The sequence below is a fragment of the Microcoleus sp. B9-D4 genome (assembly GCF_036705105.1).
Taxonomy (GTDB): domain Bacteria; phylum Cyanobacteriota; class Cyanobacteriia; order Cyanobacteriales; family Microcoleaceae; genus Microcoleus.
Genome location: NZ_JAUBTS010000044.1, coordinates 33,407 through 54,582, shown reverse-complemented (window position 1 = coordinate 54,582; position 21,176 = coordinate 33,407). Strand labels below are relative to the sequence as shown.

General features: G+C 46.5%; 21 protein-coding genes. 12 read left to right on the top strand and 9 right to left on the bottom strand.

Annotated features, from left to right (window positions below; translation table 11 throughout):
• The first annotated feature begins 101 nt into the window (after nt 1-101).
• Nucleotides 102-506, top strand: coding sequence for a hypothetical protein (locus QUB24_RS22975; RefSeq protein WP_333155757.1), 405 nt, complete (start codon nt 102-104; stop codon nt 504-506).
• 86 nt (nt 507-592) lie between these two features.
• On the opposite strand, the gene QUB24_RS22970 is transcribed toward QUB24_RS22975, so the two are convergent.
• From QUB24_RS22970 to rbfA, 3 genes are all read right to left on the bottom strand, one after another.
• Entirely contained in the window at nt 593-826 is a 234-nt protein-coding gene (locus QUB24_RS22970) for a DUF4327 family protein (protein ID WP_333155755.1), read from the bottom strand.
• A gap of 365 nt (nt 827-1,191) precedes the next feature.
• Entirely contained in the window at nt 1,192-2,892 is a 1,701-nt protein-coding gene (locus tag QUB24_RS22965; protein ID WP_333155752.1) for a glycoside hydrolase family 3 N-terminal domain-containing protein, read from the bottom strand.
• Nucleotides 2,893-3,071: 179 nt separating this feature from the next.
• Nucleotides 3,072-3,482 carry a 30S ribosome-binding factor RbfA gene (gene rbfA / locus QUB24_RS22960; protein WP_333155749.1) on the bottom strand — a complete coding sequence of 137 codons (411 nt, stop codon included), beginning with the start codon at nt 3,480-3,482 and terminating at the stop codon, nt 3,072-3,074.
• Nucleotides 3,483-3,773: 291 nt separating this feature from the next.
• On the opposite strand from rbfA, the gene QUB24_RS22955 reads away from it, so the two are divergent.
• Nucleotides 3,774-4,199: an NUDIX domain-containing protein gene (locus QUB24_RS22955; protein WP_333155747.1), complete on the top strand. Its 426-nt coding sequence runs from the start codon at nt 3,774-3,776 to the stop codon at nt 4,197-4,199.
• A 68-nt stretch (nt 4,200-4,267) separates the two neighbouring features.
• On the opposite strand, the gene QUB24_RS22950 is transcribed toward QUB24_RS22955, so the two are convergent.
• Nucleotides 4,268-4,474 (bottom strand): hypothetical protein, encoded by a 207-nt coding sequence (locus QUB24_RS22950; RefSeq protein ID WP_333155745.1) that lies wholly within the window; start codon nt 4,472-4,474, stop codon nt 4,268-4,270.
• A 210-nt stretch (nt 4,475-4,684) separates the two neighbouring features.
• Between QUB24_RS22950 and QUB24_RS22945 the strand changes: the two genes are divergently transcribed.
• Nucleotides 4,685-4,816, top strand: coding sequence for a hypothetical protein (locus QUB24_RS22945; RefSeq protein WP_333155743.1), 132 nt, complete (start codon nt 4,685-4,687; stop codon nt 4,814-4,816).
• A gap of 66 nt (nt 4,817-4,882) precedes the next feature.
• On the top strand, nt 4,883-5,122 hold the full coding sequence (gene sipA, locus QUB24_RS22940) for a regulatory protein SipA (protein ID WP_333058291.1): 240 nt from the start codon (nt 4,883-4,885) through the stop codon (nt 5,120-5,122).
• A gap of 121 nt (nt 5,123-5,243) precedes the next feature.
• Here the strand turns inward: sipA and QUB24_RS22935 are convergent, their stop codons facing one another.
• On the bottom strand, nt 5,244-8,609 hold the full coding sequence (locus QUB24_RS22935) for an EAL domain-containing protein (protein WP_333155741.1): 3,366 nt from the start codon (nt 8,607-8,609) through the stop codon (nt 5,244-5,246).
• 529 nt (nt 8,610-9,138) lie between these two features.
• Here QUB24_RS22935 and QUB24_RS22930 point away from each other — a divergent pair.
• Complete coding sequence (locus QUB24_RS22930) at nt 9,139-9,579, top strand: pentapeptide repeat-containing protein (RefSeq protein ID WP_333155739.1); 441 nt, start codon at nt 9,139-9,141, stop codon at nt 9,577-9,579.
• Nucleotides 9,580-9,876: 297 nt separating this feature from the next.
• On the opposite strand, the gene crtH is transcribed toward QUB24_RS22930, so the two are convergent.
• Entirely contained in the window at nt 9,877-11,421 is a 1,545-nt protein-coding gene (crtH, locus tag QUB24_RS22925) for a carotenoid isomerase (RefSeq protein WP_333155737.1), read from the bottom strand.
• Nucleotides 11,422-11,445: 24 nt separating this feature from the next.
• Between crtH and QUB24_RS22920 the strand changes: the two genes are divergently transcribed.
• The gene (locus tag QUB24_RS22920; RefSeq protein ID WP_333155735.1) at nt 11,446-11,679 is read left to right on the top strand and encodes a hypothetical protein; all 234 of its coding nucleotides are present in this window, start codon (nt 11,446-11,448) and stop codon (nt 11,677-11,679) included.
• A gap of 20 nt (nt 11,680-11,699) precedes the next feature.
• Here QUB24_RS22920 and QUB24_RS22915 read toward each other — a convergent pair whose 3' ends face one another.
• Nucleotides 11,700-11,903, bottom strand: a complete 204-nt coding sequence (locus QUB24_RS22915; protein ID WP_333155734.1) for a hypothetical protein — start codon at nt 11,901-11,903, stop codon at nt 11,700-11,702.
• A gap of 7 nt (nt 11,904-11,910) precedes the next feature.
• Here QUB24_RS22915 and upp point away from each other — a divergent pair, with 7 nt between their 5' ends.
• The 3 genes from upp (at nt 11,911) to QUB24_RS22900 (ending at nt 13,776) form a co-directional block, all read left to right on the top strand.
• Nucleotides 11,911-12,561 carry a uracil phosphoribosyltransferase gene (gene upp, locus QUB24_RS22910; RefSeq protein WP_333155732.1) on the top strand — a complete coding sequence of 217 codons (651 nt, stop codon included), beginning with the start codon at nt 11,911-11,913 and terminating at the stop codon, nt 12,559-12,561.
• Between the two features lie 402 nt (nt 12,562-12,963).
• Entirely contained in the window at nt 12,964-13,431 is a 468-nt protein-coding gene (locus QUB24_RS22905; protein ID WP_333155731.1) for a TMEM165/GDT1 family protein, read from the top strand.
• Between the two features lie 60 nt (nt 13,432-13,491).
• Nucleotides 13,492-13,776 carry a TMEM165/GDT1 family protein gene (locus QUB24_RS22900; RefSeq protein ID WP_333155729.1) on the top strand — a complete coding sequence of 95 codons (285 nt, stop codon included), beginning with the start codon at nt 13,492-13,494 and terminating at the stop codon, nt 13,774-13,776.
• Between the two features lie 109 nt (nt 13,777-13,885).
• Here the strand turns inward: QUB24_RS22900 and QUB24_RS22895 are convergent, their stop codons facing one another.
• Nucleotides 13,886-14,392 (bottom strand): hypothetical protein, encoded by a 507-nt coding sequence (locus QUB24_RS22895; protein WP_333155728.1) that lies wholly within the window; start codon nt 14,390-14,392, stop codon nt 13,886-13,888.
• Nucleotides 14,393-14,711: 319 nt separating this feature from the next.
• On the opposite strand from QUB24_RS22895, the gene QUB24_RS22890 reads away from it, so the two are divergent.
• Together QUB24_RS22890 and QUB24_RS22885 are read left to right on the top strand one after the other, a co-directional pair.
• Nucleotides 14,712-15,962 (top strand): MFS transporter, encoded by a 1,251-nt coding sequence (locus QUB24_RS22890; protein WP_333155725.1) that lies wholly within the window; start codon nt 14,712-14,714, stop codon nt 15,960-15,962.
• Between the two features lie 231 nt (nt 15,963-16,193).
• Complete coding sequence (locus QUB24_RS22885; protein ID WP_333155723.1) at nt 16,194-18,362, top strand: iron uptake porin; 2,169 nt, start codon at nt 16,194-16,196, stop codon at nt 18,360-18,362.
• Between the two features lie 215 nt (nt 18,363-18,577).
• Here QUB24_RS22885 and hisIE read toward each other — a convergent pair whose 3' ends face one another.
• Nucleotides 18,578-19,228, bottom strand: a complete 651-nt coding sequence (gene hisIE, locus QUB24_RS22880; protein ID WP_333155721.1) for a bifunctional phosphoribosyl-AMP cyclohydrolase/phosphoribosyl-ATP diphosphatase HisIE — start codon at nt 19,226-19,228, stop codon at nt 18,578-18,580.
• A gap of 352 nt (nt 19,229-19,580) precedes the next feature.
• On the opposite strand from hisIE, the gene hemL reads away from it, so the two are divergent.
• Nucleotides 19,581-20,879 (top strand): glutamate-1-semialdehyde 2,1-aminomutase, encoded by a 1,299-nt coding sequence (hemL, locus tag QUB24_RS22875; protein WP_333155718.1) that lies wholly within the window; start codon nt 19,581-19,583, stop codon nt 20,877-20,879.
• The last annotated feature ends 297 nt before the right edge of the window (nt 20,880-21,176 follow it).

Sequence of the window (21,176 nt, the reverse complement as noted above, 5' to 3'; positions counted from 1 at the left end):
CACAACGCCAGTATCTTCCCGCTAAGAAGCGGCTTTACGCCCCGACTTGGGAGCAAGTAGCGAACCAAAAACTCAGAAAAACGTTCTAGCGGCATTTTTAGATGAATCCCGACAACCTGCCTCAAATGCTGCAAACAGGATTTCACCTAACTTTAGGTGCAACTTCCTTTTTAATTGAGACATTGCAAGATCCTCTGAAGCGAGAAGAAAATCTGGACAAACTGAAGTCAGATTTTGGTCAGCTAGCCGATGAGCTGCTGGAAAAAGGAGAAATGACTGAGCGAGAAGCCCGGAATTTTGTAGATACTATTTTCTCTCAACCGGGCGATCGGGAGAATGCAGACAGTGAATCTGTCTCGCCCAAGCAATCAGATGCAGCGACTGATGCTCCTCCCGAGTCGGTTGTACAGCCTAACGTACAGCTAGAGATTCAAGAATTAACTGCACACATGGCAGCGCTGAGGGCCGAGTTGGAAAATTTGCGCGCCGAAAATTCCCAGTATTAAAGAATTAAGAGTCTTTAACACAGCCGGAGTTTACTTGGAAAATTACTTGCAAAATTACTTGCAAACTTATTTAAGAGAACCAAACTTTAGTCATTGTCCCATTTTTCAGAACCGATCAGGTCGGCGATGCGATCGCGCAGCAAGAAGTCGCATTTTTCTAACTCGCACTCTACACAGGCCCATTCCCGGGGTGGGATGAATTGGCACAGGGTATAGATGGGCTGTTGGCGGCTCAGCACGCCCTCATGCACGAGGTGACGCGCTTCATCTTGGATCACATCTAAAGAGTATTGGATTTGGTTAAGAGTGGAGTGAATCATAATGCGCCCTCAATGTTTTACTAAAAAAATTTATGGCCCTGGTAATAATATAGTCCAAACTTACGAATATGGAAGTTAAATTTTGTCCGTATACAGCTATACAATTCACTGCCGTAAATAAAAATAAATTATACGAATTATCAGTAAGTGATGGGATCTGTCTTAGGATGTGGAGAAGCAGCACATTTGCCCCACAAGCAGGGTGATCTGCTGGAAAGCTCAATTCAGAACTTAGGAACCCGCGTCCAATTCCCGGTTTCTGGATACTTCGCCACCAAAGGCAGAATTTGTCGCGAGAAACCGGGTTGATGAATTTAACTCCTAACGCAGCAAGCAGCAAAGGAAAGATTCAGAAGTGGGGCAACTCAAGCATTACCAGTTCCGTCAATGCCGAATAGCACTTCTATAACTAGAGATTGCGCTGCCGGCATCTGCCCATAACAAAATACATAAGGAATACTCGGAGGCAAGTGTGGCAAAAATTGCTCTAAAACGTAGGGACTGCCGTAAATTAACACAGCTTGCAGTTCTCCCGTTTTTAATAATTTCTTAAACCAATCTTGAGCTGCTTGGGTCAAACCAGCACTGCCTCGGAAGCAATTGCCGCGAATGAAAATTTGCAGCAGTGTCGGAGAAAAATGCTCTGCACCTGTATTATCAGCGATCGCCCCTGTGCGATCGTCAATCAGTTGCAATTCGTAACCAAACTGTTCAGGAATGGCGATCGCCGGAGTGTGGTTGCCCAAAAACTCACACCCCAAAACATCATCTACAACAATCAAATTCCGTAAAAGCTGGTTTTCTGCGGGTTTTGCAACCTGCAAAGGTAGATTTCCCCCAAATTTCAAAGAATCTCGCAAAATATCGGCAGCAGTTGCCCTTGCCTGTGGGTTGGCCAGCAAACTTAAGTCGATCGACTCCAGGGATTGTAAATTCTTGCTCCCCCCCTTAGCAAGGGGGGGTTGGGGGGGGTCAGAAATCGATTCTAGATTCTTGCTCCCCCCCTTAGCAAGGGGGGGTTGGGGGGGGTCAGAAATCGGCAAACCCACCTTTATTTTCGCTTTCCAAATTCGCTTGACAGATTCCTTGATTTGTGATAATGAAATCCGCCCTTGAGTGACCGCTTCGCACACAGCGAGAATCGCCCCTTCCGGGTCAAGCGGCATCAGCAAAACATCAGCACCAGCCTCAGCCGCCAAAACAGCAGCTTCATTAGCGCCGTACTTATTGGCGATCGCACCCATCACCAAAGCATCCGTCACAATCAAACCTTCAAATCCCAACTCTTCTCGCAGCTTCCCGATCAAAATTTTGCGAGAAACAGTAGCAGGACACTCGGCATCCCAAGCCGGAATCAGCAAGTGAGCACTCATCACAGCATCTACCCCAGCAGCGATCGCCTCGACAAAAGGAGGCAACTCAACCTGGGCTAATCTCGCGGGCGAATGTGGCAAAACCGGCAATTCCAAGTGAGAATCAACCGCCGTGTCCCCGTGGCCGGGAAAATGCTTAGCTGTAGTCAAAACCGGGTGCTCACCTGCGCCGCGAATAAAACCAGCGGCTAATTTCCCGACAATTTCCGGTGTCTCGCCAAAAGCGCGGACATTAATCACAGGATTGTCGGGATTGTTGTTAACATCAACCACTGGTGCGAGAATCCAATTTAGACCGATCGCCCTCGCTTCGATCGCAGTCACAGCGCCCATTTGTTCAGCATATCGATCGGCTTTACCTGCATCGTGCCGCGCCACTTCAGCAATTGCCATCGGCGGCCCGAACCAAGTCGCCCCCGCAAACCGCTGGCCGACACCTTCCTCAATATCAGCCGCCAGTAGTAACGGAAACTTGGCCCAAGACTGCAATTGGTGCGATCGAAGTGCCAACTCCGCAGCACTTCCCCCGACCAAAATCACCCCACCGACGCCCAAATTTTCCAGATAATAGCGGAGTTTGCTGGCAGTTGGTTCCCATTCCCGATAGCGAATTTGGTGGTCGAACAAGCAGCCAGAAGCGCGCACCACGAACATCTGGGCCACCAGTTCTGGTAAGGAAAGATTGTCAATCATTCGATTTTAGATTTTAGATTTTAGATTTTAGATTTTAGATTTTAGATTTTAGATTTGGGAATCGGGAATCGGGAATCGGGAATCGGGAATTGGGAATCGGCCAAACAGGGAATTGGGAATTTTCCCTATCTCCTTCTCTTCCCCTCTTCCTTCTTCCCTCTTCCTTCTTCCTTCTCGCTTCAATCGGGACTTTCATCCTCAGCGAATTCTTCATCGGGATCTAAAATATCCGGTTTGCGATCGGCAGAAAGCTGATTCAGCAGTATCAACATTTTATCGCCCCGTTCCAAAGAACGGTCTTCCAGAAAAATCACTTCCGGCGTCCGGCGCAGTTGCAATCGTTGGCCCAACTGACTGCGGACGTAGCTAGTAGCAGATTTCAAACCCTCCATAGTCTCGGCCTTCGCCTCATCAGTACCGTAGATGCTGACAAAAATTTTTGTATGCTGAAGGTCTCCCGAAACAATTACATCGGTAACGCTAACCATACCGGCACCTACCCGATCGTCCTTGATTCCATTCAGCAACATCAGGCTGACTTCCCGTTTAACCATTGAAGCTACACGCTCAATGCGACGACTTGTAGCCATAGCACCTACTCCTCTACTTTCCTAATCAGCCGTTTTTATCCCGATCCATAATTGTAGCGCGATCGGTATCGGGTGTTATGTGCGATCGGGGGAAAAAATGAGAATCAGCACGACACGGATGCACACGAATACACGGAGGATAGTCAAGTTAGCCAATTGTGCAAACAGTCAGATGACTCAAGTCATCCGTGTATCCGTGTTCATCCGTGTTATGCTCTACTTTTTCCCGGCGAGGGGACTGAAACAAAGTAGACCAAGTTTAACTACACTATACATTTTAAAACATCTAATATGAATATTCCTAAGTCAATTGTTCGCATTTTTCTAATTCTCCCCAACGGTCAGATTGTGGCACAACTGCGAGATAATATTGTAGGTATTGCAAGTCAAGGGATGCTTTCTACTTTTGGTGGTGGCGTGGACGTTGGAGAAAGTCCAAAGCAGGCAGCGGTGCGAGAACTGGAGGAAGAAACTTGCCTCGAAACCAATTACACAATAGAATTTATCACAACTTTTCTACACCAAAAAACCCAAAATAATCAAAAAGTTATACAGGAAAATCACTTGTTTTTGGCTAGGATTAGGAATTGTGAGCAAATAGAAATCAAAGAAGGTGTGGGTTTTGTAGTTTTGAGAAAAGATGTAGATTTTGGGAAAGTCAACGCAGGCGAGGGTACTCAAATGGCTTGGAAATTCTTGCAGGAATATTTAAAATAAAAAGTCATACACAATATTTTTCCTGTGCTGGGACTGAAACATGGAGCAACCCTGCGTTATTATTAGAGCTAGAAGCCATTATTCACAGAGCAACTGAGCCGCCCTACAACGTTCAAATCCCACCGAAAAACTAGACTCATACAATCAACAACTCTGGAACAACTATCTGCTGCTGATGCCGAAGCCATCATAAAATACCTTCCAGAACGAATTCGTGCCGCCCTCATCGCCCGTGCTGCGGAAATTGAATATCCGATCGAAATTGTTGTGTCCATGGCAATTGCTAATTTCCTCGATAGCGAAGCACTTGGTTTTGCCGATTGCAAACCGGGGCGAGGCAACTAAAGAATCAAAACTTGAAATCAGAGAGTTATGAATCAAACAATCGCCACGCAACACCTGTCTCCAGAAGCTATTCATCAGTTGGTCGATTATTTGCCTGACTATATAAAAGCTGCCCTCTTGTCCAAGTCCGCTGAACTTGAATGTTCTCTCGAAGCCGCGATGGCTACGCCCCGGCTTACGCCTACTTCATGGCAATCTCCAGCTTTTTAGACGAAGAATCCTTTAGCTTTGAGGATTGTTTGTTGGCTAAACGCATGAAAGATACTGTCTGAAATTTCATCGCTCTCGATCGCACTCCCAGTTACGATTAGATTATGCCGCCAAAAGGAATAAAGCTCATGGAAAAAGAATTTACAATCGGTCAAAAAGTCCGAGTTGTGGCGATGCCACCTTACGTCAAAACTGCCGAACCGATGCCAATGCTGCGGCCTGCGAATTTAATTGCGATCGGCGCTGAAGGCGTTGTGATCGATCGGCGTCCCGGCAATTATTGGGGAATTCGCTTTGAAAAAGGTGCTTTTCTGTTAGACAGTCAGTACATTGAAGCAGCAGAAACAATTGTAGAAGGTAATGGGTAATGGGTAATGGGGAATGGGGAATTGAGATCACAACTTAACATCTCCCTTTTCCTTGTTCCCTCAACATCCCTCCCTTAAATCCGTTAAATCCCATTGCTTGCTCGTTGCCGAACTTCCTTCTTCAACAAGCCAGCTTCGCCTCAAAAGCCAAAGAATTAACAGGAAACTCCCCCAAAACTTCCTCTAAAATCGGAGATGTGAAGTTACAAGGTTGAGGCTTGCCCAAATGATAACCTTGAGCGTAATCTACTCCAAGTTCATTGAGTTTATCCATAATTGTTTGATTTTCAACATACTCGGCAATAGTTTTAATTCCCATGACGTGAGCAATTTTGGTAATAGCTTCCACCATTGCGATATCAATAGGATTGTCGGCAATATTCTTAATAAAATTGCCGTCAATTTTGAGATAATCAACCGGCAAGCTTTTCAGGTAAGCAAAGGAAGACATCCCGCTGCCGAAGTCGTCCAAGGCAAACTGGCAGCCTAGTTCTTTGAGTTGCCAAATCAAGCTGGCTGCCTTGCTGAGATTACCGATCGCCACGGTTTCGGTAATTTCAAAACAAATTATTTGGGGCGGTATTTGATGGATAGAAAACTGTTCCTGAATAAACTCGATAAACTTTTCTTCGTTGAGGCTGTCCCCAGAAAGGTTGATTGAATAAAGGTTGGGATATTTGCCAAATAAGGATTGCGGATTAGACAAAAGAGAGCAAGCAGGGAAGGTAACTATTTTATCGCTGCCTACAGCAGGGTCTTGGACGAATAAATTGGCCGTGAAAATTTTAGATAAATTGCTAAATAACGTGCGAATTACCCAGCGGTCGATCGCGTGCATCAAGTTGTAGCGTTCTGCAGCGGGAATAAACGCCATCGGCGACACCAACTCACCAGTTTCCAACTGGAGGCGCAGGAGGATTTCGCAGTGGGTTCCGGTGGTTGGAGAGTTGAGCAAAGGTACGATCGGCTGAGAGTACAAGCAAAAGCGATTCTCTTCTAAAGCTTGATGAATTTGCACCACCCACTCGGTTTCGCCGTGCTGTTTGATTAATTCTTGATCGCCGGCTTGATAAACCTGTACCCGGTTGCGACCTTTATTTTTAGCAGCGTAGCAGGCCATATCGGCCGCGCTCAAAATCGCAGATGTCGAGACTGTTTTGGGATTGATTGCTACCAAACCGATACTGACGCCGATCGAAAAAGTTTTGTCCTGCCACGCAAAGCGGAAGCCCTGAATGCTTCGCAGCAGCGTTTCAGCAATATTCAATCCTCGTTCGACGGGACGATTGTACAGGAGTACGGCAAATTCATCGCCGCCGAGACGCGCCAAAATATCGGTTTTGTGGATATTGCTTTTAAATAGCTGGCTGACTTGGCGAAGCAGTTCGTCCCCTGCAGCATGACCGGAGGTGTCGTTAACTATTTTGAAGCGATCGAGATCCAGGTAAAGCATTACGTGTTCTTGCCCGTAACCTTGAGCGCCGTGTAGGGCGTGCTCTAGCTGGTACTCAAATTCCCGGCGGTTGACTAATTGCGTCAGGGGGTCATGAGTTGCCTGCCAGGTGAGTTGCCGCGCTTGAGTTCGCACTTGGGTGACATCTCGGAACACAACGACGGCCCCGACAATTTCGCCGCTGCTAGCGTGGATGGGGGCGACGCAGTGGTCGATCGCAAATTCGGTGTTGTTGTGGGCAATCAGCAAATTGTTGCGCCCTTGGTCAACAATCCGACCTTCGGACAAAGCGATTTCGGCGATATTTTCGATCGGCAGCCTGGTAGTTTCGTCAACTATTCTCAGCACGCTGGCGAGGGGCAAACCTTTAGCTTCCGAGGTAGACCAACCCGTGAGTGTTTCGGCAACTGGATTCAGGGTGGAAATACAGCCGTCGGCGTCAGTAGCGATTACGGCATCGCCGATCGATTGTAGAGTAACAAACGCGAGTTCTTTTTCTTCAAAAAATGCTTGTTCCATGCGCTTGCGATCGGTAATATCTCGCTGCACCGACACCCAGTGGGTAACGTTCCCGGAGTTGTCGGCAATGGGTACGCTGTTGAGTTCCACCCAATAAGTTGAACCGTCTTTGCGGTAGTTGATCAATTCTAGGCGTAGGGGTTCTCGGCGAGAGAAAGCACGGCGAATTTTATCGACTTGGGTGAGGTCGCTTTCTGGGCCGCGCAAGCAACTGGGGGTTTGTCCGATGATTTCTTCGGGTAGGTAGCCCGTCATTTGGGTAAAAGCTTCGTTGGTATAGATGATGGTGGGGTCGGAGATATCGCTATCTCCGGCATCCATAATCACGATTGCGTCGTTAGCGTTCACTACAGCAGATTCTAAAAGGTGGAGTCTGGCCTCGGCCCTAACGCGGGTAGCAATTTCGCTTTCTAGTCTGGCGTTAGTCAAGCTGAGGGATGCGATCGCTTTTTGCAATTCCCTAGTTCTTTCTGTCACTGAATCGTGCAGAACATCGATCGCCCCGGACATTTCCATCGGGTCAAGTACGCGCAGTATGTTGGTTTGAGTAACTATTCCCTCTAGTTCTCCGCGTTCCCCCGTTACTACCAACCTGCGGACTAAACGCTGGTGCATTTCCTGATGAGCTACCCACAGCGAGTCTTCTTGCTTGAGGCTAAATAAAGGGGTACTCATCACAGTTTGGGCGATCGTTTGCGACAAATCTATATCTAAAGCTTGAAATTCCACAATATCCCGTTCTGTGACTATACCTACTGGAATAGGGAACGGTGAATCCCTCGATAATTCTGTTGATTCAGTAATTACTACGCAGCTAACGCGGTGCTCGGCCATCAACTCAGCTAAACTCCTAACTGACGCTGAGCGAGGTGCTTGAATGACTTGTGCGGTCATTACTTCTTTCACCCGGCGCATTTTTAAGATATTTGCCGGTTTGAGCATGGCTTGGCGAATGCTTTCCGGCGTAATTACTCCTAAGAGTTGACCTTCACTATCCAATATTGGCAGATGCTTAATTCTTCGTTGCCCCAGCAGAATTAAGGCGCTGAAAATGTCTTGAGTCTCCGATTGTGTCAGAGTTGCTGCAGGCTGCCTCATCACTTCTGCGATGGTGACACCTTTTAAGTTTTTGCCCGAGGCAATCAAATCTACAAGATCCCTTTCTGTGAAGATTCCTTGCAATTGAGAATGTGGAGCACAGGGCGAGGATAATTTTAAGAGTGATTTTTCCACGACAAAGACGCAGATACCTGTCGCGTCTCTGAATGCACTCTTAGTGGGGGGATTTGCGATTTCTGTTAGTTGCTGATAGATATCGGTTGGTGGAATCTCTGCGTTTAGAGAGCAACTTGGGCGCCGTTGCCCCATCAGGGTAATTACTTCTGCTAGTGGGGTATCGGGCGCCACTGTCAAGGGGTAGCGGTCAATTACTTGAGCTAAGGTTGGCAGATACTTGGATGAATCGTTTTTGAGCATATTTAATTGAGTTTTGCGATCGCGTTGATTCTGCGACATTCCAAAAAGGTGCTGATTTCCAAGCACTAGGTGGATTTTTACGGCGCTGCTGAGACCTAATTAAAATTTATTGTTAAAAATGCAGCCGAGCTTGGGCTGGGGATCGGGCCTGTGACTGCTTTTCCTCTACCTATAAAGTTATAAGCTTATCTTTATTTTAAATTAAATTTTCTGTCTCGTGACACTTTTATTAAAAACCAGGTATTTTTTGTAAACTTTTTGCGATAAGATCGCAGCTAAAATCATCCATAGCATTGCGAATCATCTCCATCTTCAGAAAGACGCATCTGTTGCCTATCCGAGCTAACCTAGAAAAGGTTACTACAAAAAGGCACTGTATTAAGTTCGGCAGTGTTAAGTTTTGCGAAATTAGGTTTGGCAAGCTGGTAGAGACCATCTATGCGTTGTTGAGGGCAATCGATATCACAGCCAAGCTGTGAATTAGATCGCAACTTGCGAAAACAACCGTGGTAAGATTGTAGATATCAAGACAAGAACTTGAATACAGAGTCTGTGAGGAAAAGGGATTATGAAACGCAATCTATTAGCCGCTACTTTTTTAATTACTCCCCTACTGTTGGCAGGCCCGGCTCGCGCTGAAAATCCCGCTCACGTCAAACAGTTATTGTCAACGGGGCAATGTTTTCAGTGCGACTTGTCAGGAGCAGATTTAATGGGAGCTCATTTAATTGGTGCTGATTTGAGAGAAGCAAATTTACGAGGCGCAAACCTATCTAGTGCCAACCTCGAAGGCGCAGACTTGACGGGTGCTAACTTGACGGGTGCTAATTTAACCCAAGTTTTCCTGACTAATGCCAGTTTAAATGACGCAGACCTCGATCGGGCAAATCTAACCGCAGCTATCATTAACACCGCTGACGTATCCGGCGCCTCAATGGAAGATATGACCATCACTGAGGCCAAAATCTACAATACCCAAATCGGCGTCGGCGGCAGCTACGACCAGTAAACTCGTTAAAAGAATGGAAAACGCCAATTTTCAGTTTAAAAACCCGGTTTCTCTCCAGAAACCGGGTTTTTAGTCTTTTTGTATGCTGCCCCGGACCCTCACATTTTCTCTCGTATTTCAAGCGAACAATCTGACCACGAATTTCAAAGGTGGTACCCGCCACGTGATTTATCCGTGGAATCAATCCCAAATCGAAAATCGAAAATCAGAAGAGCCCCCCCGCATTTATCTCGCGCAAGTCAATCTAAAATCTAAAATCTAAAATCTAAAATCGATTGACGCACCCTACCATTACCACTAAAAACCCAAATCAACCGCTATTCGGTGCGCGCAAGCAAACCCAGAAAACGCCACCGCATTTAAACCCTGTCCGGGAAACGTACTGTCACCCACACAATACAAACCAGGCATAGAAGTTCGATTAAACGGCATTCCCAGCAAACCCATTAGCTTCTGTCGCGGAATCGGGCCGTAAGTTCCGTCTTCGCGCCCCAAAAAGCGGCGGTGAGAACGCGCTGTCCCAACTTCCATATAATCCAAACCGGCATCTAAACCGGGAAAAATCTTTTCTAATCTTTCAATAATTCTCCCTGCGGCCTCTTCCTTTTTCTCCTCATATTCCTGCTGCGAAAGTCCTTCCCACTCTTCCATCCAACTCGAAGTAAAAGCGTGAACGATGTGATATCCTGCAGGAGCTAAATCCGGGTCGAGCACCGTCGGAATTGACACCAAAACAGTTCCCTCCGCCGCTTCCATTTTGTCCCAATCTTCTAACAAAATGTGGTGGCAGGCACTACCCGCAGGGATTACGCTTGCTTCCACTCCCAAATGCAAACTCAAGAAACTGGGGGCTTTTTGATAGCGCTGCTGCCATTTCTTCTCGCTAGCTGGCATCTCTTCTGCGGGCAGCAATTTTTCAAAAGTATCCCACCGCGTGGCGTTAGAAACTATCCGCTTGGCGCGGTAAACTTCGCCGGTTGCTAGCTCGACTCCGACAGCGCGGCCGTTTTCTGTTATAATTTTTTTCGCCTTAGCTTTGTATTGAATTTTCCCGCCGCATTTTTCTAATCCTTCTACTAATTTTTGGGCGATTTGACCGACTCCGCCTTTGGGATAATTGATGCCACCGTAATGTCTGTCGGAAAATACCATTCCGGCATTAATCATCGGCGTCAAGTCTGCGGGTACTACAGACCAGTAGTAGCATTCCATGTCGATAAATTTCAGCAAAGTAGGGTCTTTTATGTAGCGCCGCGCAATGTCGCCAGTATTTTGAGGTAGATATTTTACTAATCCCAAACAGGCTAAAGGATTCTGAAAAAAGACTCGAACCAGATATCCGGGTTCTTCTAGGGATAGCAATTCCATGCCGTTGAGGCAGTTGAAGACGTTCCAGCATTCGCCGTAAAATTTGTGGATTCCTTCGCGTTCGTGAGGGAACCTGTCAGTTAATTCTTGCAAGTATTTGTCATAAGCCTGGGGAACTTCAAGTTCCAAGCCGCTGGGTAAGTGATAGTGAAGCTGTACGGGGTCGGGAATGGTTTCTAAGGTGACGTTGACTGCTTTCAGGGCGCGGGTGAGGAGGTTGGTGGTGCCACGCTGTCCGAAACCAAAAATCATGGAGGCGCCGACATCGAATCTGTAGCCTTCTCGATCGAAATATCCAGCGCTACCCCCCGGAATTGTATAGCTTTCGAGCACTAAAACTTTGGCTTTCTTAGCGGCTAGCTGGGTGGCTGTCACCAGTCCACCAATGCCGGAACCGATGACAATTACATCAAACTCTTGCTCTGTTGGGCGGGAGTTGGGAGAAAATAACTGGGATTGGGTAGGAGCTGACATTCGGTTAAAAATCTTAATAATTCTATGATTTTACAGTCGATCGCTCCCGAAGCAAGAAGTTCGGCAACGGATTATGTAGCGGCTGTAACGGATGTCAAGAAGACCGAAGTTCGGCAATGCCCGATGCCCTGTTTGGCCGATGCCCTGTTTGGCCGATGCCCTGTTTGGCCGATGCCCCTGCTTCCCAAAAAAAATGCGGGAACAGTCTACCATTGCCGACTGCCCCCGTCTGCCGATCCTTTGAGAGGAGAACACTAAAAATTACTATAGCCTTGTTGCTAATTAATGTCAATACTATTAGAAAAATATTTCAATAAGCGGATGGAGGTCGATCGGCGAATGCGTTCTAACTCAATCTCTGGCTTGTATGCGCCCTCAAGGATGTGATAAGTTGCACAGAGCGATCGATCGCCTGTTGGGGAAGCCCTCGAAGCAGATCGATCGCACCGCATAAAATCCCTCAAACCTAGCAATCTCCCCAATTTCCTAATGTCCCTGCAACTGCGCGTTTACGTTCCTCCACATCCATTAATTAAACACTGGCTGGCTGTTGCCCGCGACGCCGCCACCCCATCGGTACTTTTTCGTTCTGCGATGACAGAATTGGGAAGGTGGCTGGCTTACGAGGCGATTCGAGAATGGCTGCCGACAGTGGAAACAACGGTGCAAACGCCTTTGGCAGAATGTCCGGCGACTTTTATCAACCCAGAAGCTCCGTTAGTTGTGGTACCGATTTTGCGGGCAGGTTTGTCACTGCTCGAAGGAATTCAGACGGTTGTGCCGCTGGCTTCGGTTTACCACCTCGGTATGGCAAGAAATGAGGAGACGCTGCAACCGACTTGTTATTTGAACAAATTGCCGGCGCAGTTTAACCCGGAAACGCGGGTGATAATTAGCGAGCCGATGCTGGCGACTGGTGGGACGATTATAGCGACTATGCAGGAATTGACTGCACGGGGAATTGATCCGAGCTTGATTCGGATTATCTCTGTGGTGGCTGCTCCTCCGGCTTTGAAGAGGCTGAGTGCAGAGTACCCAAGTTTGATGATTTATACGGCAACGATCGACGAAATAGTCAACGAACAGGGCTTTATTGTACCTGGTTTGGGAGATGCGGGCGATCGAACTTACGGCACATGAACCAGTCAGCCAGTCAATTTTAGATTTTAGATTTTAGATTTTAGATTGACTCGACAGATAAATCTGGGGGCTTGTATCCCTTTGTGGGTGCGGTGAGTGGTTCCAGGAACCAGTTGCTGAAATATCGGGGGAAAAAGATGAAAATCAAGCATCCAGGATACCCGCCACGTGATTCATTCCAACGCGCAAACTCAGGATCCAGAAATAAAAAACCTGTATCCGATGAAACTTGCCGAACGTATTTATCCGTGGGGTCAATCCTTCAATGCTTCAATTCTAAAATCTAAAATCTAAAATCTAAAATCTAAAATCGATTGACCCTGGTTTGGTAAAAGCAGGCACCGAGAGAGTTAGAATCAAAAGTACAAGTCAAAAATAAATAGCGTTTAGCACTCATTGCCCGTGAAACTTGATTCTGTTCCGCCAAGCTTGTCTGCTTCTGACTCAGTAAACCTCAATTATGATTTGCCACAACAGGTACAACTACAAATAAAAGAGGTTACTGAGATTTGTGCTGCTTTAACCCCGGAGCCCGCTGAACTCTCAGTGAGTGTAAATCCCGATATTTGTCAGGAACAAAAGAAACTGAAGCCCAAGCACTGGGCAATTTTTGCTTCGACTTTTGCAACTATTTTTTTAGCTGAAATTGGAGACAAAACTCAGCTCGCAGTTTTGTTGATGACGGCTGAATCTCGAAATCCTTGGATCGTGTTTGCGGGTGCGGGTTCGGCTTTGATAGCAACCAGTTTGCTGGGGGTGTTGCTGGGAAGGTGGCTGGCTAGTCGGATTGCTCCGAGAACTTTGGAGAGAGCAGCCGGAGTGATTTTACTGGCAATTTCGGCGGTTTTGCTGTGGGAAGTGCTGGGTTAATTGTCTGCCTTGTCGGTAAGTCGTAGATTTCTACAATAGCTAACTAAGAACTAAAAAAACATGGACTGGCAACTTTTGGGAATCAGTTTTATTACAGTGTTTTTGTCAGAATTGGGAGACAAAAGTCAATTAGCTGCGATCGCCCTGGGCAGCAGTTGTAACTCGCCGCGGGCTGTATTTTTTGGTACGGCGTCGGCGCTGTTGCTGGCGAGTTTAATCGGCGTGGGCATTGGCTTCAGCACGGCAGAGGTGTTGCCGGAGAGGCTGGTAAAGGGGCTCGCGGCGATCGGATTTGCGGTGATGGGCTTGCGCCTGCTGTGGCCAAAAGCAGATTTACCGGAATAATCTGAGAGACTAGGCGGTTGAAACCGCTCCTACATAAACAAAGTCCCCGCAGAGGGGGACTCAGAAATCAGGACTAAATTCCTTACTACAAATCAATTTTTATCGTTGATTAAACTTGGTTTTGGTAGCACCAGCCCAGCAGTGTACCGGCGACAGCCAACTTCAGCGCTTCCAATGCAAAATAGCCTTGGTGCAGTAGATTCATCCCGGCGGGCACTTCTGCTGCGGAATCGAACAGATTTAGCTGCATTCCCAAGGCGCTCATTTGGGGTGTCAGGGCGTAGGTGTCAATCAGGGCGATCGTCAGAAGTACCAATGATAATAAAATTGCTGTGCGGCTGCGCTTGCCGAAGTCACCGACTAAATTGCTCAAAACCATCAAACCCGTTGCCACCAGGCCCGAACAGATTAACTCAACGCGGTTGAATCCCCAGAACATTAAATTCCCGGCCGTTGCAAACTCGGGTGATGTCGTCATGCCAGATACGTAGAGACTCGGCATAATTACTAGATCCAAAATCAGGCTAACGCTGAGCCAGAAAATTAGGGCAACCATGACAATTGCTTGCCAGCGCGGTTTGATTGATTCCACTCTTGATGTTGTAATAGCTGTCATATAATTGAGCCTCTAAAATTTTCTTCTGCCTTTTCTAGAGTTTAACTAACTTTTTTATAAAATCGTGTTAAGTATTTTTAAATTAATGGTAACTTTTGTGTAACAGACGCTGAAGAATTGTTAAGCTCACTTATGTTTGTCATCACCTCGGTTAACTAATACTAATTCGGAAAAAGTACGGAATAAATTAATAATTACTCACAGGACTTATGCACTGCGACCCAAGACATCTGTTTTTGACCCTGATTAAACACCGTAACGTATTTTTTATAAAAAACCAGGTTTCCGGGTCCAGAAATAACTCCTAATTTAAGTGTATATGCCTAAATTTCAATTATCCTCTTGGTTGCCCCGTCTCCCCTCTCAAGTCTGGATTCTTGCCGCCGGCAGATTCCTCTCCCAAAGCGGCACCGGCTTTACTTTATTTTACGCGCCGATATTTTTTGTCGATCGCGTCGGTTTATCTGCTACTGCTGTTGGGATTGGTTTGGGTAGCGGTTCAGTTTCAGGAATATTCGGCAGAATTTTGGGCGGTTCTTTTTGCGATTCTAAATTTTGGGGAAGGCGGCGAACTTTATTGCTGGCGACAATTATTTCGGCTGCAGCTTCTTTTATACTGGCGGGGACTAATGATTTCCCCGGCTTAATTGCGGGCAATTTACTGATGGGTTTTGGTGTGGGTTTGTATTGGCCTCCAACCGAGACGATGGTGGCGGATTTAACTGAGGGCGAACAGCGACAGGAAGCTTTTGCTTTGACGCGGCTTGCTGATAATTTGGGTTTGCAAGTTGGGATTATTTTGGGCGGTTTGTTGATTGAGGTAACTGGTAATTATCGATCGCTCTTTATTATTGATGGTATCTCGTTTTTAGTGCTGTTTGCAGTAGTTGCGATCGCGATCGCCGAAACCTACAAACCAGTTAATTCAGCGGATAGAGGCAAAAAGAATCGGGAAAATGGCTGGATGGTGGCGCTGAGCGATCGAAGTCTTCTAGTTTATGCTTTAGTAAATACCCTGTTCACATTATATATTTCCCAAATCCAAACGACAATGCCGCTGTACTTTAGCAAGTTTGTCGCGGTGGGGACGGGAACAGGCTTTTCAACAGGTACAATTACCGTTTTGTTTGCTTTTAGCACGTTTTTAACTGTGGCTTTGCAACTGCCAGTTGTTAAAGCTTTGAGGCCGTTTTCCCATCCGAAAGCTTTGATGATTTCTGCGCTGCTATGGGGAATGGGATTTATCGCGATCGGCTTGACGGGAATGGCTGCAACTGGCAATCTATTTTTAGCTGTTTTAGGCTTGAGCTTTTTGTCGGTTGCGACTGTTGCTTATACGCCTTTTGCTTCGGCTTTGGTGGTGGATTTAGCGCCGGAGTCTTTGCGGGGCGTGTATTTGGCGGTTAGTTCTCAGTGTTGGGCGATCGGCTATTTAATCGGGCCACCGCTGGGCGGTTTGGCTTTGGATAGAGGTAAATGGGCGGCGGATAATTTTTGGTTGGGTTTGGCTTTGAGTGTGGGCGCGGCTATTTTTATTTTGCAAAAGCTCGATCGAATGTTGAAAAAATAATTGCCTAAATACCTATTCCGTGATAATCTATCATCCCTTTTTTTACAGAGGCTCGATTGAATCTTAAAAAAAGAGTTGCCTAAATAATTGTTTTGTGATATGTTATTGTACTCGATATGATGAATAATATAATAATTATTAATTAAATAATTTGTAGTTGTGGATGCCAAATAGATTTATAATTCTCGAAACGTAAAAGCAATTTTACAATCTATTTTGTGAGGAGTTGTAATGAAAGCACATTTACTCTTTAGTGCTAGCGCAATAGGCTTAGTTTATCTACTTGTCGGTTCTCTACCATTGGCAGCGATGCCTCTCGTCCCTCAGAAACAGACATTAGGTACTGAAGGATTGAAAGAATTAGAGACTGAAATCAGCCTGAATACAAGTAGTGTTGACAATCCGGTCAAAATTCCGGGCATAGATGAATTAAAACCCGCCGATGCGGTGGAAGTTGAAAACACGGGCGAGATCCCCATCTCAACAGCCAAGGAACTCGCCCCTCTCCCCCAAGACAGCCCTCAACTCAATCGGCGACAAACAGCAACATTTACCGCAGAAAATACGCCGGAAAACTCATTAAAGTTAGCTGAAAAACCAGCCAACCCAGAGCCAGCCTCACTTACAGAAGAAATATCTGTTACCCCTTCCCAAAACCCGCAGACACCAGCAGAATTTACGGCAGAAACATCAATCATTCCTGCCCAAAACCCAGCCGCACCAGCTATTGCCCAAACAGGCATATCTGCGCCAGTACCAACAGAAACTTCTACTGCCCAAAAGTTGGCCCAAATCGAAAATAGCAGTGCCTTAGAACCCGCAGCAACCAACAGCGAAACCGATGAGTCGATCGAACTACAACAAGTAACATCTGTATCTCAACTATCCGACGTGCGCCCGACGGACTGGGCCTTTCAAGCCCTGCAATCTCTAGTAGAAAGATACGGCTGCATAGCAGGATATCCAGACGGCACATTCCGAGGCAATCGGGCAATGACTCGCTACGAATTTGCCGCCGGTTTAAACGCTTGCTTGGATAAAGTTACTGAGCTAATTAAATCAGGTACAACCAACTTAGCAACCAAGGAAGACTTAAGCAAACTGCAAAGATTGCAAGAAGAATTTGCAGCAGAATTAGCCACTTTGCGGGGTCGAGTCGATGCTTTAGAATCCCGTACCGCCGAACTCGAAGCCAATCAATTTTCGACAACAACTAAACTCAGCGGGGAAGCAATTTTTAGCGTTGCCGACACTACCAAAAACAATCGCAGGGAGACTGAAACAGTCTTAAACTACCGATTGCGCTTGAATCTGCTGACCAGTTTTACAGGCAAAGATACGCTGATAACTGGCTTGCAATCTTACAACATTCGCAGCTTCGGCCCTAATTTAGGTTTGTCAACAGGAGCATTTAGCGGTTTGTCCGATAGTCAAGCAAAACTGAGTTTTGAACCGCAATTTCCCGGAATTAATCCTCAGACTCTATCTAGCATTGACGCCAATGCTGTTGAACTTTACAAGCTGCTTTACGTCTTTCCAGTTTCTAACAGCATCACTTTATTTGCCGGCCCGAAAGCCGAAACTTCCGACGCTTTTCAAGCAATTACTCCCTTTGCTGGAGAAGGGCAAGAAGCCGTCTCTAGATTTGCAGCTTACAACCCTGTAGTTCGCGTATCCGGTGGCACTTCTGGCAGCGGTTTGGCATCGGCAGGCGGGTTTATTTGGAACATTTCCAAAAAGCTCAATCTGACAGCTTTGTACGGCAGTGTAAATGCTGCTTTGCCAAACGATTTAGGCTTTCCAGCTACTCCGTTAGGAGCGGGTTTATTTAATGGCAGTACCGTTGCTGCGGCGCAGTTAACTATTAAACCAACCAGCAGTATCGACATAGGTTTAAATTACGCTTACAGTCGCCACCAATTGAATATTCTTGCCACAGGATTATCTGATGCGGATTTGGGTTCAATTTTGGGAAGAGATAGACAACCCGTTAGCGGCGGGGTGAGGATGAATTCGTTTGGCGGTACTGCAACTTGGCGGCTTTCTCCGAAATTAGCTGTTTCTACCTATGGAGGTTGGATAATTGCTGATGCTGAAAGAAGCAATGCTTCTACAACTTTCAACAGTTGGATGGTAGGTTTCCATTTCCGAGATTTGTTCGCACAGGGCAATAATGCAGGTATTCTGTTTGGACAGCCACTCGATCGCGATTCAGTAAGTGGCGGTGCTCGTTTTCAGCAAAACAAAGCAACTCCTTACCATTTAGAAGCTTATTACCGCTTCAAAGTCAACGATAATATCAGCATTACACCCGGAGCTTTTGTGCTGTTCAATCCTGAAGGAACTAAGGATAATGACACCGTAGGGGTGGGAGTCCTACGCACAACTTTTAGTTTCTAGAGTCGGAAAAATATAGCCTCTGCATGGGGCGGGGCGGGTTTATTTCTCTTGTCTGTGAGTGGCAAATATTGTTGGTGAACCCGCCCTTACCTAGAGAAGTTTGAGAAAATATGAGGTACAAGTTGAGATTGGGGGATTGAGGAAGTGTTAATTAATTTGTGCATACCTCATCTTTGTGAAAAAGGCTATACCAATTCCCAATTACCAATTACCGATTATTTTCGTCGATCGCCCAATTTGCGGTAAACTGCTCTTAAATCAACTTGATGGTGAGCCAAAGCAACCAAAGCGTGATAAAATAAATCCGCAACTTCCCCAGCAATCCCCTCTTTGTCGTCATCTTTGCAAGCCATCACAACTTCCGCCGACTCTTCGCCAATTTTCTTGAGAATCTTGTTGTCGCCCCCCTCGAACAATTTGCAAGTATAAGAACTTTCGTTAGGATTGTCGCGCCGATCGCAAATTACCGCAAATAATTGAGATAACATATCCCCTGGCGGCGGTGAAATTTCCCCATCAACTTGGTGAAAACAACTTCTTTCTCCTTTGTGACAAGCAATATCTCCAACTTGTTCGACAGTGATTAGCAAAGCATCGCTATCGCAGTCGTAACGCAGCCCTTTGACATTTTGAATGTGTCCCGAAGTCGCCCCTTTGTTCCAAAATTCGGCGCGCGATCGACTCCAGAACCAAGTTTGCCCGGTAGAGAGCGTTTTTTGCAGCGACTCCCGATTCATCCAGGCCATCATTAACACCGTACCGTCCAAATAATCTTGGACGATCGCAGGCACTAAACCGCGATCGTCGTAACGAATCTTTTCAATTGGGATCGATCGGCTCAAACTCGATAAATCAGTGGTAGACATAATTTTATTTCAACTTTGTAATATACATTAACGTTTTCCTGTCGGAGATTGTTTTTTTTATTAACCGCAGAGAACGCAGAGGACGCAGAGGAAGAGAGAAGATTGAGCAAGGGAGGGGTAAATTGTCAAGAACTCTTTTACAAAAAATTACACTTTAGGGCGATTCCCTACGGGATAGCTTCGCTTCACGATGTGGGTGCTACAAAGCCTGAAAAACCCAAGCTAGTATTGCTACTCATTGGTTTGTACCCTAAAATCTACTAGAATAGTTTCCTTGAATCGACCTAACCTTTATGTTGAACTGGCTATAAAATTATTCTACCAACAACAGACGTTCACTAAGGAGAAAACATTGGTTTCCACAACCTTGAAAACGACCAAATCAGAAGAAATTTTCGCTGCTGCCCAGAAGTTGATGCCAGGTGGCGTCAGTTCCCCCGTCCGCGCCTTCAAATCCGTAGGCGGACAGCCCATCGTCTTTGACAGGGTAAAAGGAGCTTACATTTGGGATGTTGACGAAAACCAATACATTGACTATGTAGGCACTTGGGGCCCAGCCATCTGTGGCCACGCCCACCCGGAAGTCATCAAAGCCTTGCACGAATCTTTAGAAAAAGGTACGAGTTTCGGCGCACCATCGCTGTTGGAAAACGTACTCGCCGAAATGGTCATCGATGCCGTTCCCAGCATTGAAATGGTGCGATTTGTCAACTCCGGCACCGAAGCCTGTATGGCCGTTTTGCGGCTGATGCGAGCTTTCACCGGACGCGATAAACTGATTAAATTTGAAGGCTGCTATCACGGGCACGCCGATATGTTCTTGGTAAAAGCCGGTTCCGGCGTCGCAACTCTGGGCCTTCCTGACTCTCCGGGCGTCCCGAAATCCGTTACTGCCAATACCCTCAACGCTCCCTACAATGACTTAGAAGCAGTCAAAGCTTTATTTGCCGAAAATCCCGGCGAGATAGCAGGCGTAATTCTGGAACCAGTGGTGGGGAATGCCGGTTTTATTACCCCGGATGCAGGTTTTCTCGAAGGTTTGCGGGAAATTACTAAAGATAACGGTGCTTTGTTAGTTTTTGATGAAGTAATGACCGGTTTCCGCATCGCCTACGGCGGAGCTCAGGAAAGATTCGGTGTCACCCCGGATTTGACTACTTTGGGTAAAGTTATCGGTGGCGGTTTGCCGGTGGGAGCTTACGGGGGAAGGCGGGATATTATGGGGATGGTGGCTCCTGCTGGGCCGATGTATCAAGCGGGTACGCTTTCGGGAAATCCTTTGGCGATGACTGCTGGGATTAAGACTTTGGAATTGCTACAAAAACCCGGCACTTACGAACAGTTGGATAAGATTACCAAAAAACTGTCTGACGGATTGCTAAAAATTGCTAAGGAAGCGGGACACGCGGCTTGGGGCGGGCAAATTAGCGGGATGTTTGGCTTGTTTTTTGCGGCTGGCCCGGTTCACAATTACGAGGATGCGAAGAAGTCGGATTTGACGAAGTTCAGCCGCTTTCACCGGGGAATGTTGGAGCACGGTATTTATCTGGCTCCTTCGCAGTTTGAGGCGGGATTTACTTCTTTGGCTCATACTGAGGAAGATATCGATCGAACTTTGGCGGCAGCGCGTGAAGTGATGGCAACTATTTAACCTGTGTAGTAAGGACATTCGTCCTTAAAACTCAGGAATAAATAATTAAAGTCCTTGCTGTTTGTTGGCCGTAAGGACTTTAATTGTTAACTGTTACCCAATCCGCGTTAAAAACCTCTTGAGCATGGCTTACGCAGGGGGCTAGAAACCTGGTTTCTACGAGATTTTGCGACGACTCACGATAAATCAATACGGTTCAGTTAAGCCCGATCCCCCCTAGCCCCCCTTAAGAAGGGGGGGACAAGAACTTACTCAAAGTCCCCCAACAATCAGGGGGATTTAGGGGGATCTCCGAAG

Excerpts from the sequence above, each read along its gene's own strand:
- QUB24_RS22950 (WP_333155745.1), bottom strand. The coding sequence starts at position 4,474 with ATGGACACAACAATTTCGATCGGATATTCAATTTCCGCAGCACGGGCG.
- QUB24_RS22935 (WP_333155741.1), bottom strand. The coding sequence starts at position 8,609 with ATGTCGCAGAATCAACGCGATCGCAAAACTCAATTAAATATGCTCAAA.
- QUB24_RS22945 (WP_333155743.1), top strand. The coding sequence starts at position 4,685 with ATGTTCTCTCGAAGCCGCGATGGCTACGCCCCGGCTTACGCCTACTTC.
- QUB24_RS22965 (WP_333155752.1), bottom strand. The coding sequence starts at position 2,892 with ATGATTGACAATCTTTCCTTACCAGAACTGGTGGCCCAGATGTTCGTG.
- crtH (WP_333155737.1), bottom strand. The coding sequence starts at position 11,421 with ATGTCAGCTCCTACCCAATCCCAGTTATTTTCTCCCAACTCCCGCCCA.
- rbfA (WP_333155749.1), bottom strand. The coding sequence starts at position 3,482 with ATGGCTACAAGTCGTCGCATTGAGCGTGTAGCTTCAATGGTTAAACGG.
- QUB24_RS22885 (WP_333155723.1), top strand. The coding sequence starts at position 16,194 with ATGAAAGCACATTTACTCTTTAGTGCTAGCGCAATAGGCTTAGTTTAT.
- hisIE (WP_333155721.1), bottom strand. The coding sequence starts at position 19,228 with ATGTCTACCACTGATTTATCGAGTTTGAGCCGATCGATCCCAATTGAA.
- sipA (WP_333058291.1), top strand. The coding sequence starts at position 4,883 with ATGGAAAAAGAATTTACAATCGGTCAAAAAGTCCGAGTTGTGGCGATG.
- QUB24_RS22975 (WP_333155757.1), top strand. The coding sequence starts at position 102 with ATGAATCCCGACAACCTGCCTCAAATGCTGCAAACAGGATTTCACCTA.
- QUB24_RS22900 (WP_333155729.1), top strand. The coding sequence starts at position 13,492 with ATGGACTGGCAACTTTTGGGAATCAGTTTTATTACAGTGTTTTTGTCA.
- QUB24_RS22920 (WP_333155735.1), top strand. The coding sequence starts at position 11,446 with ATGATTTTACAGTCGATCGCTCCCGAAGCAAGAAGTTCGGCAACGGAT.
- QUB24_RS22955 (WP_333155747.1), top strand. The coding sequence starts at position 3,774 with ATGAATATTCCTAAGTCAATTGTTCGCATTTTTCTAATTCTCCCCAAC.
- QUB24_RS22890 (WP_333155725.1), top strand. The coding sequence starts at position 14,712 with ATGCCTAAATTTCAATTATCCTCTTGGTTGCCCCGTCTCCCCTCTCAA.
- QUB24_RS22970 (WP_333155755.1), bottom strand. The coding sequence starts at position 826 with ATGATTCACTCCACTCTTAACCAAATCCAATACTCTTTAGATGTGATC.
- QUB24_RS22930 (WP_333155739.1), top strand. The coding sequence starts at position 9,139 with ATGAAACGCAATCTATTAGCCGCTACTTTTTTAATTACTCCCCTACTG.
- QUB24_RS22895 (WP_333155728.1), bottom strand. The coding sequence starts at position 14,392 with ATGACAGCTATTACAACATCAAGAGTGGAATCAATCAAACCGCGCTGG.
- upp (WP_333155732.1), top strand. The coding sequence starts at position 11,911 with ATGTCCCTGCAACTGCGCGTTTACGTTCCTCCACATCCATTAATTAAA.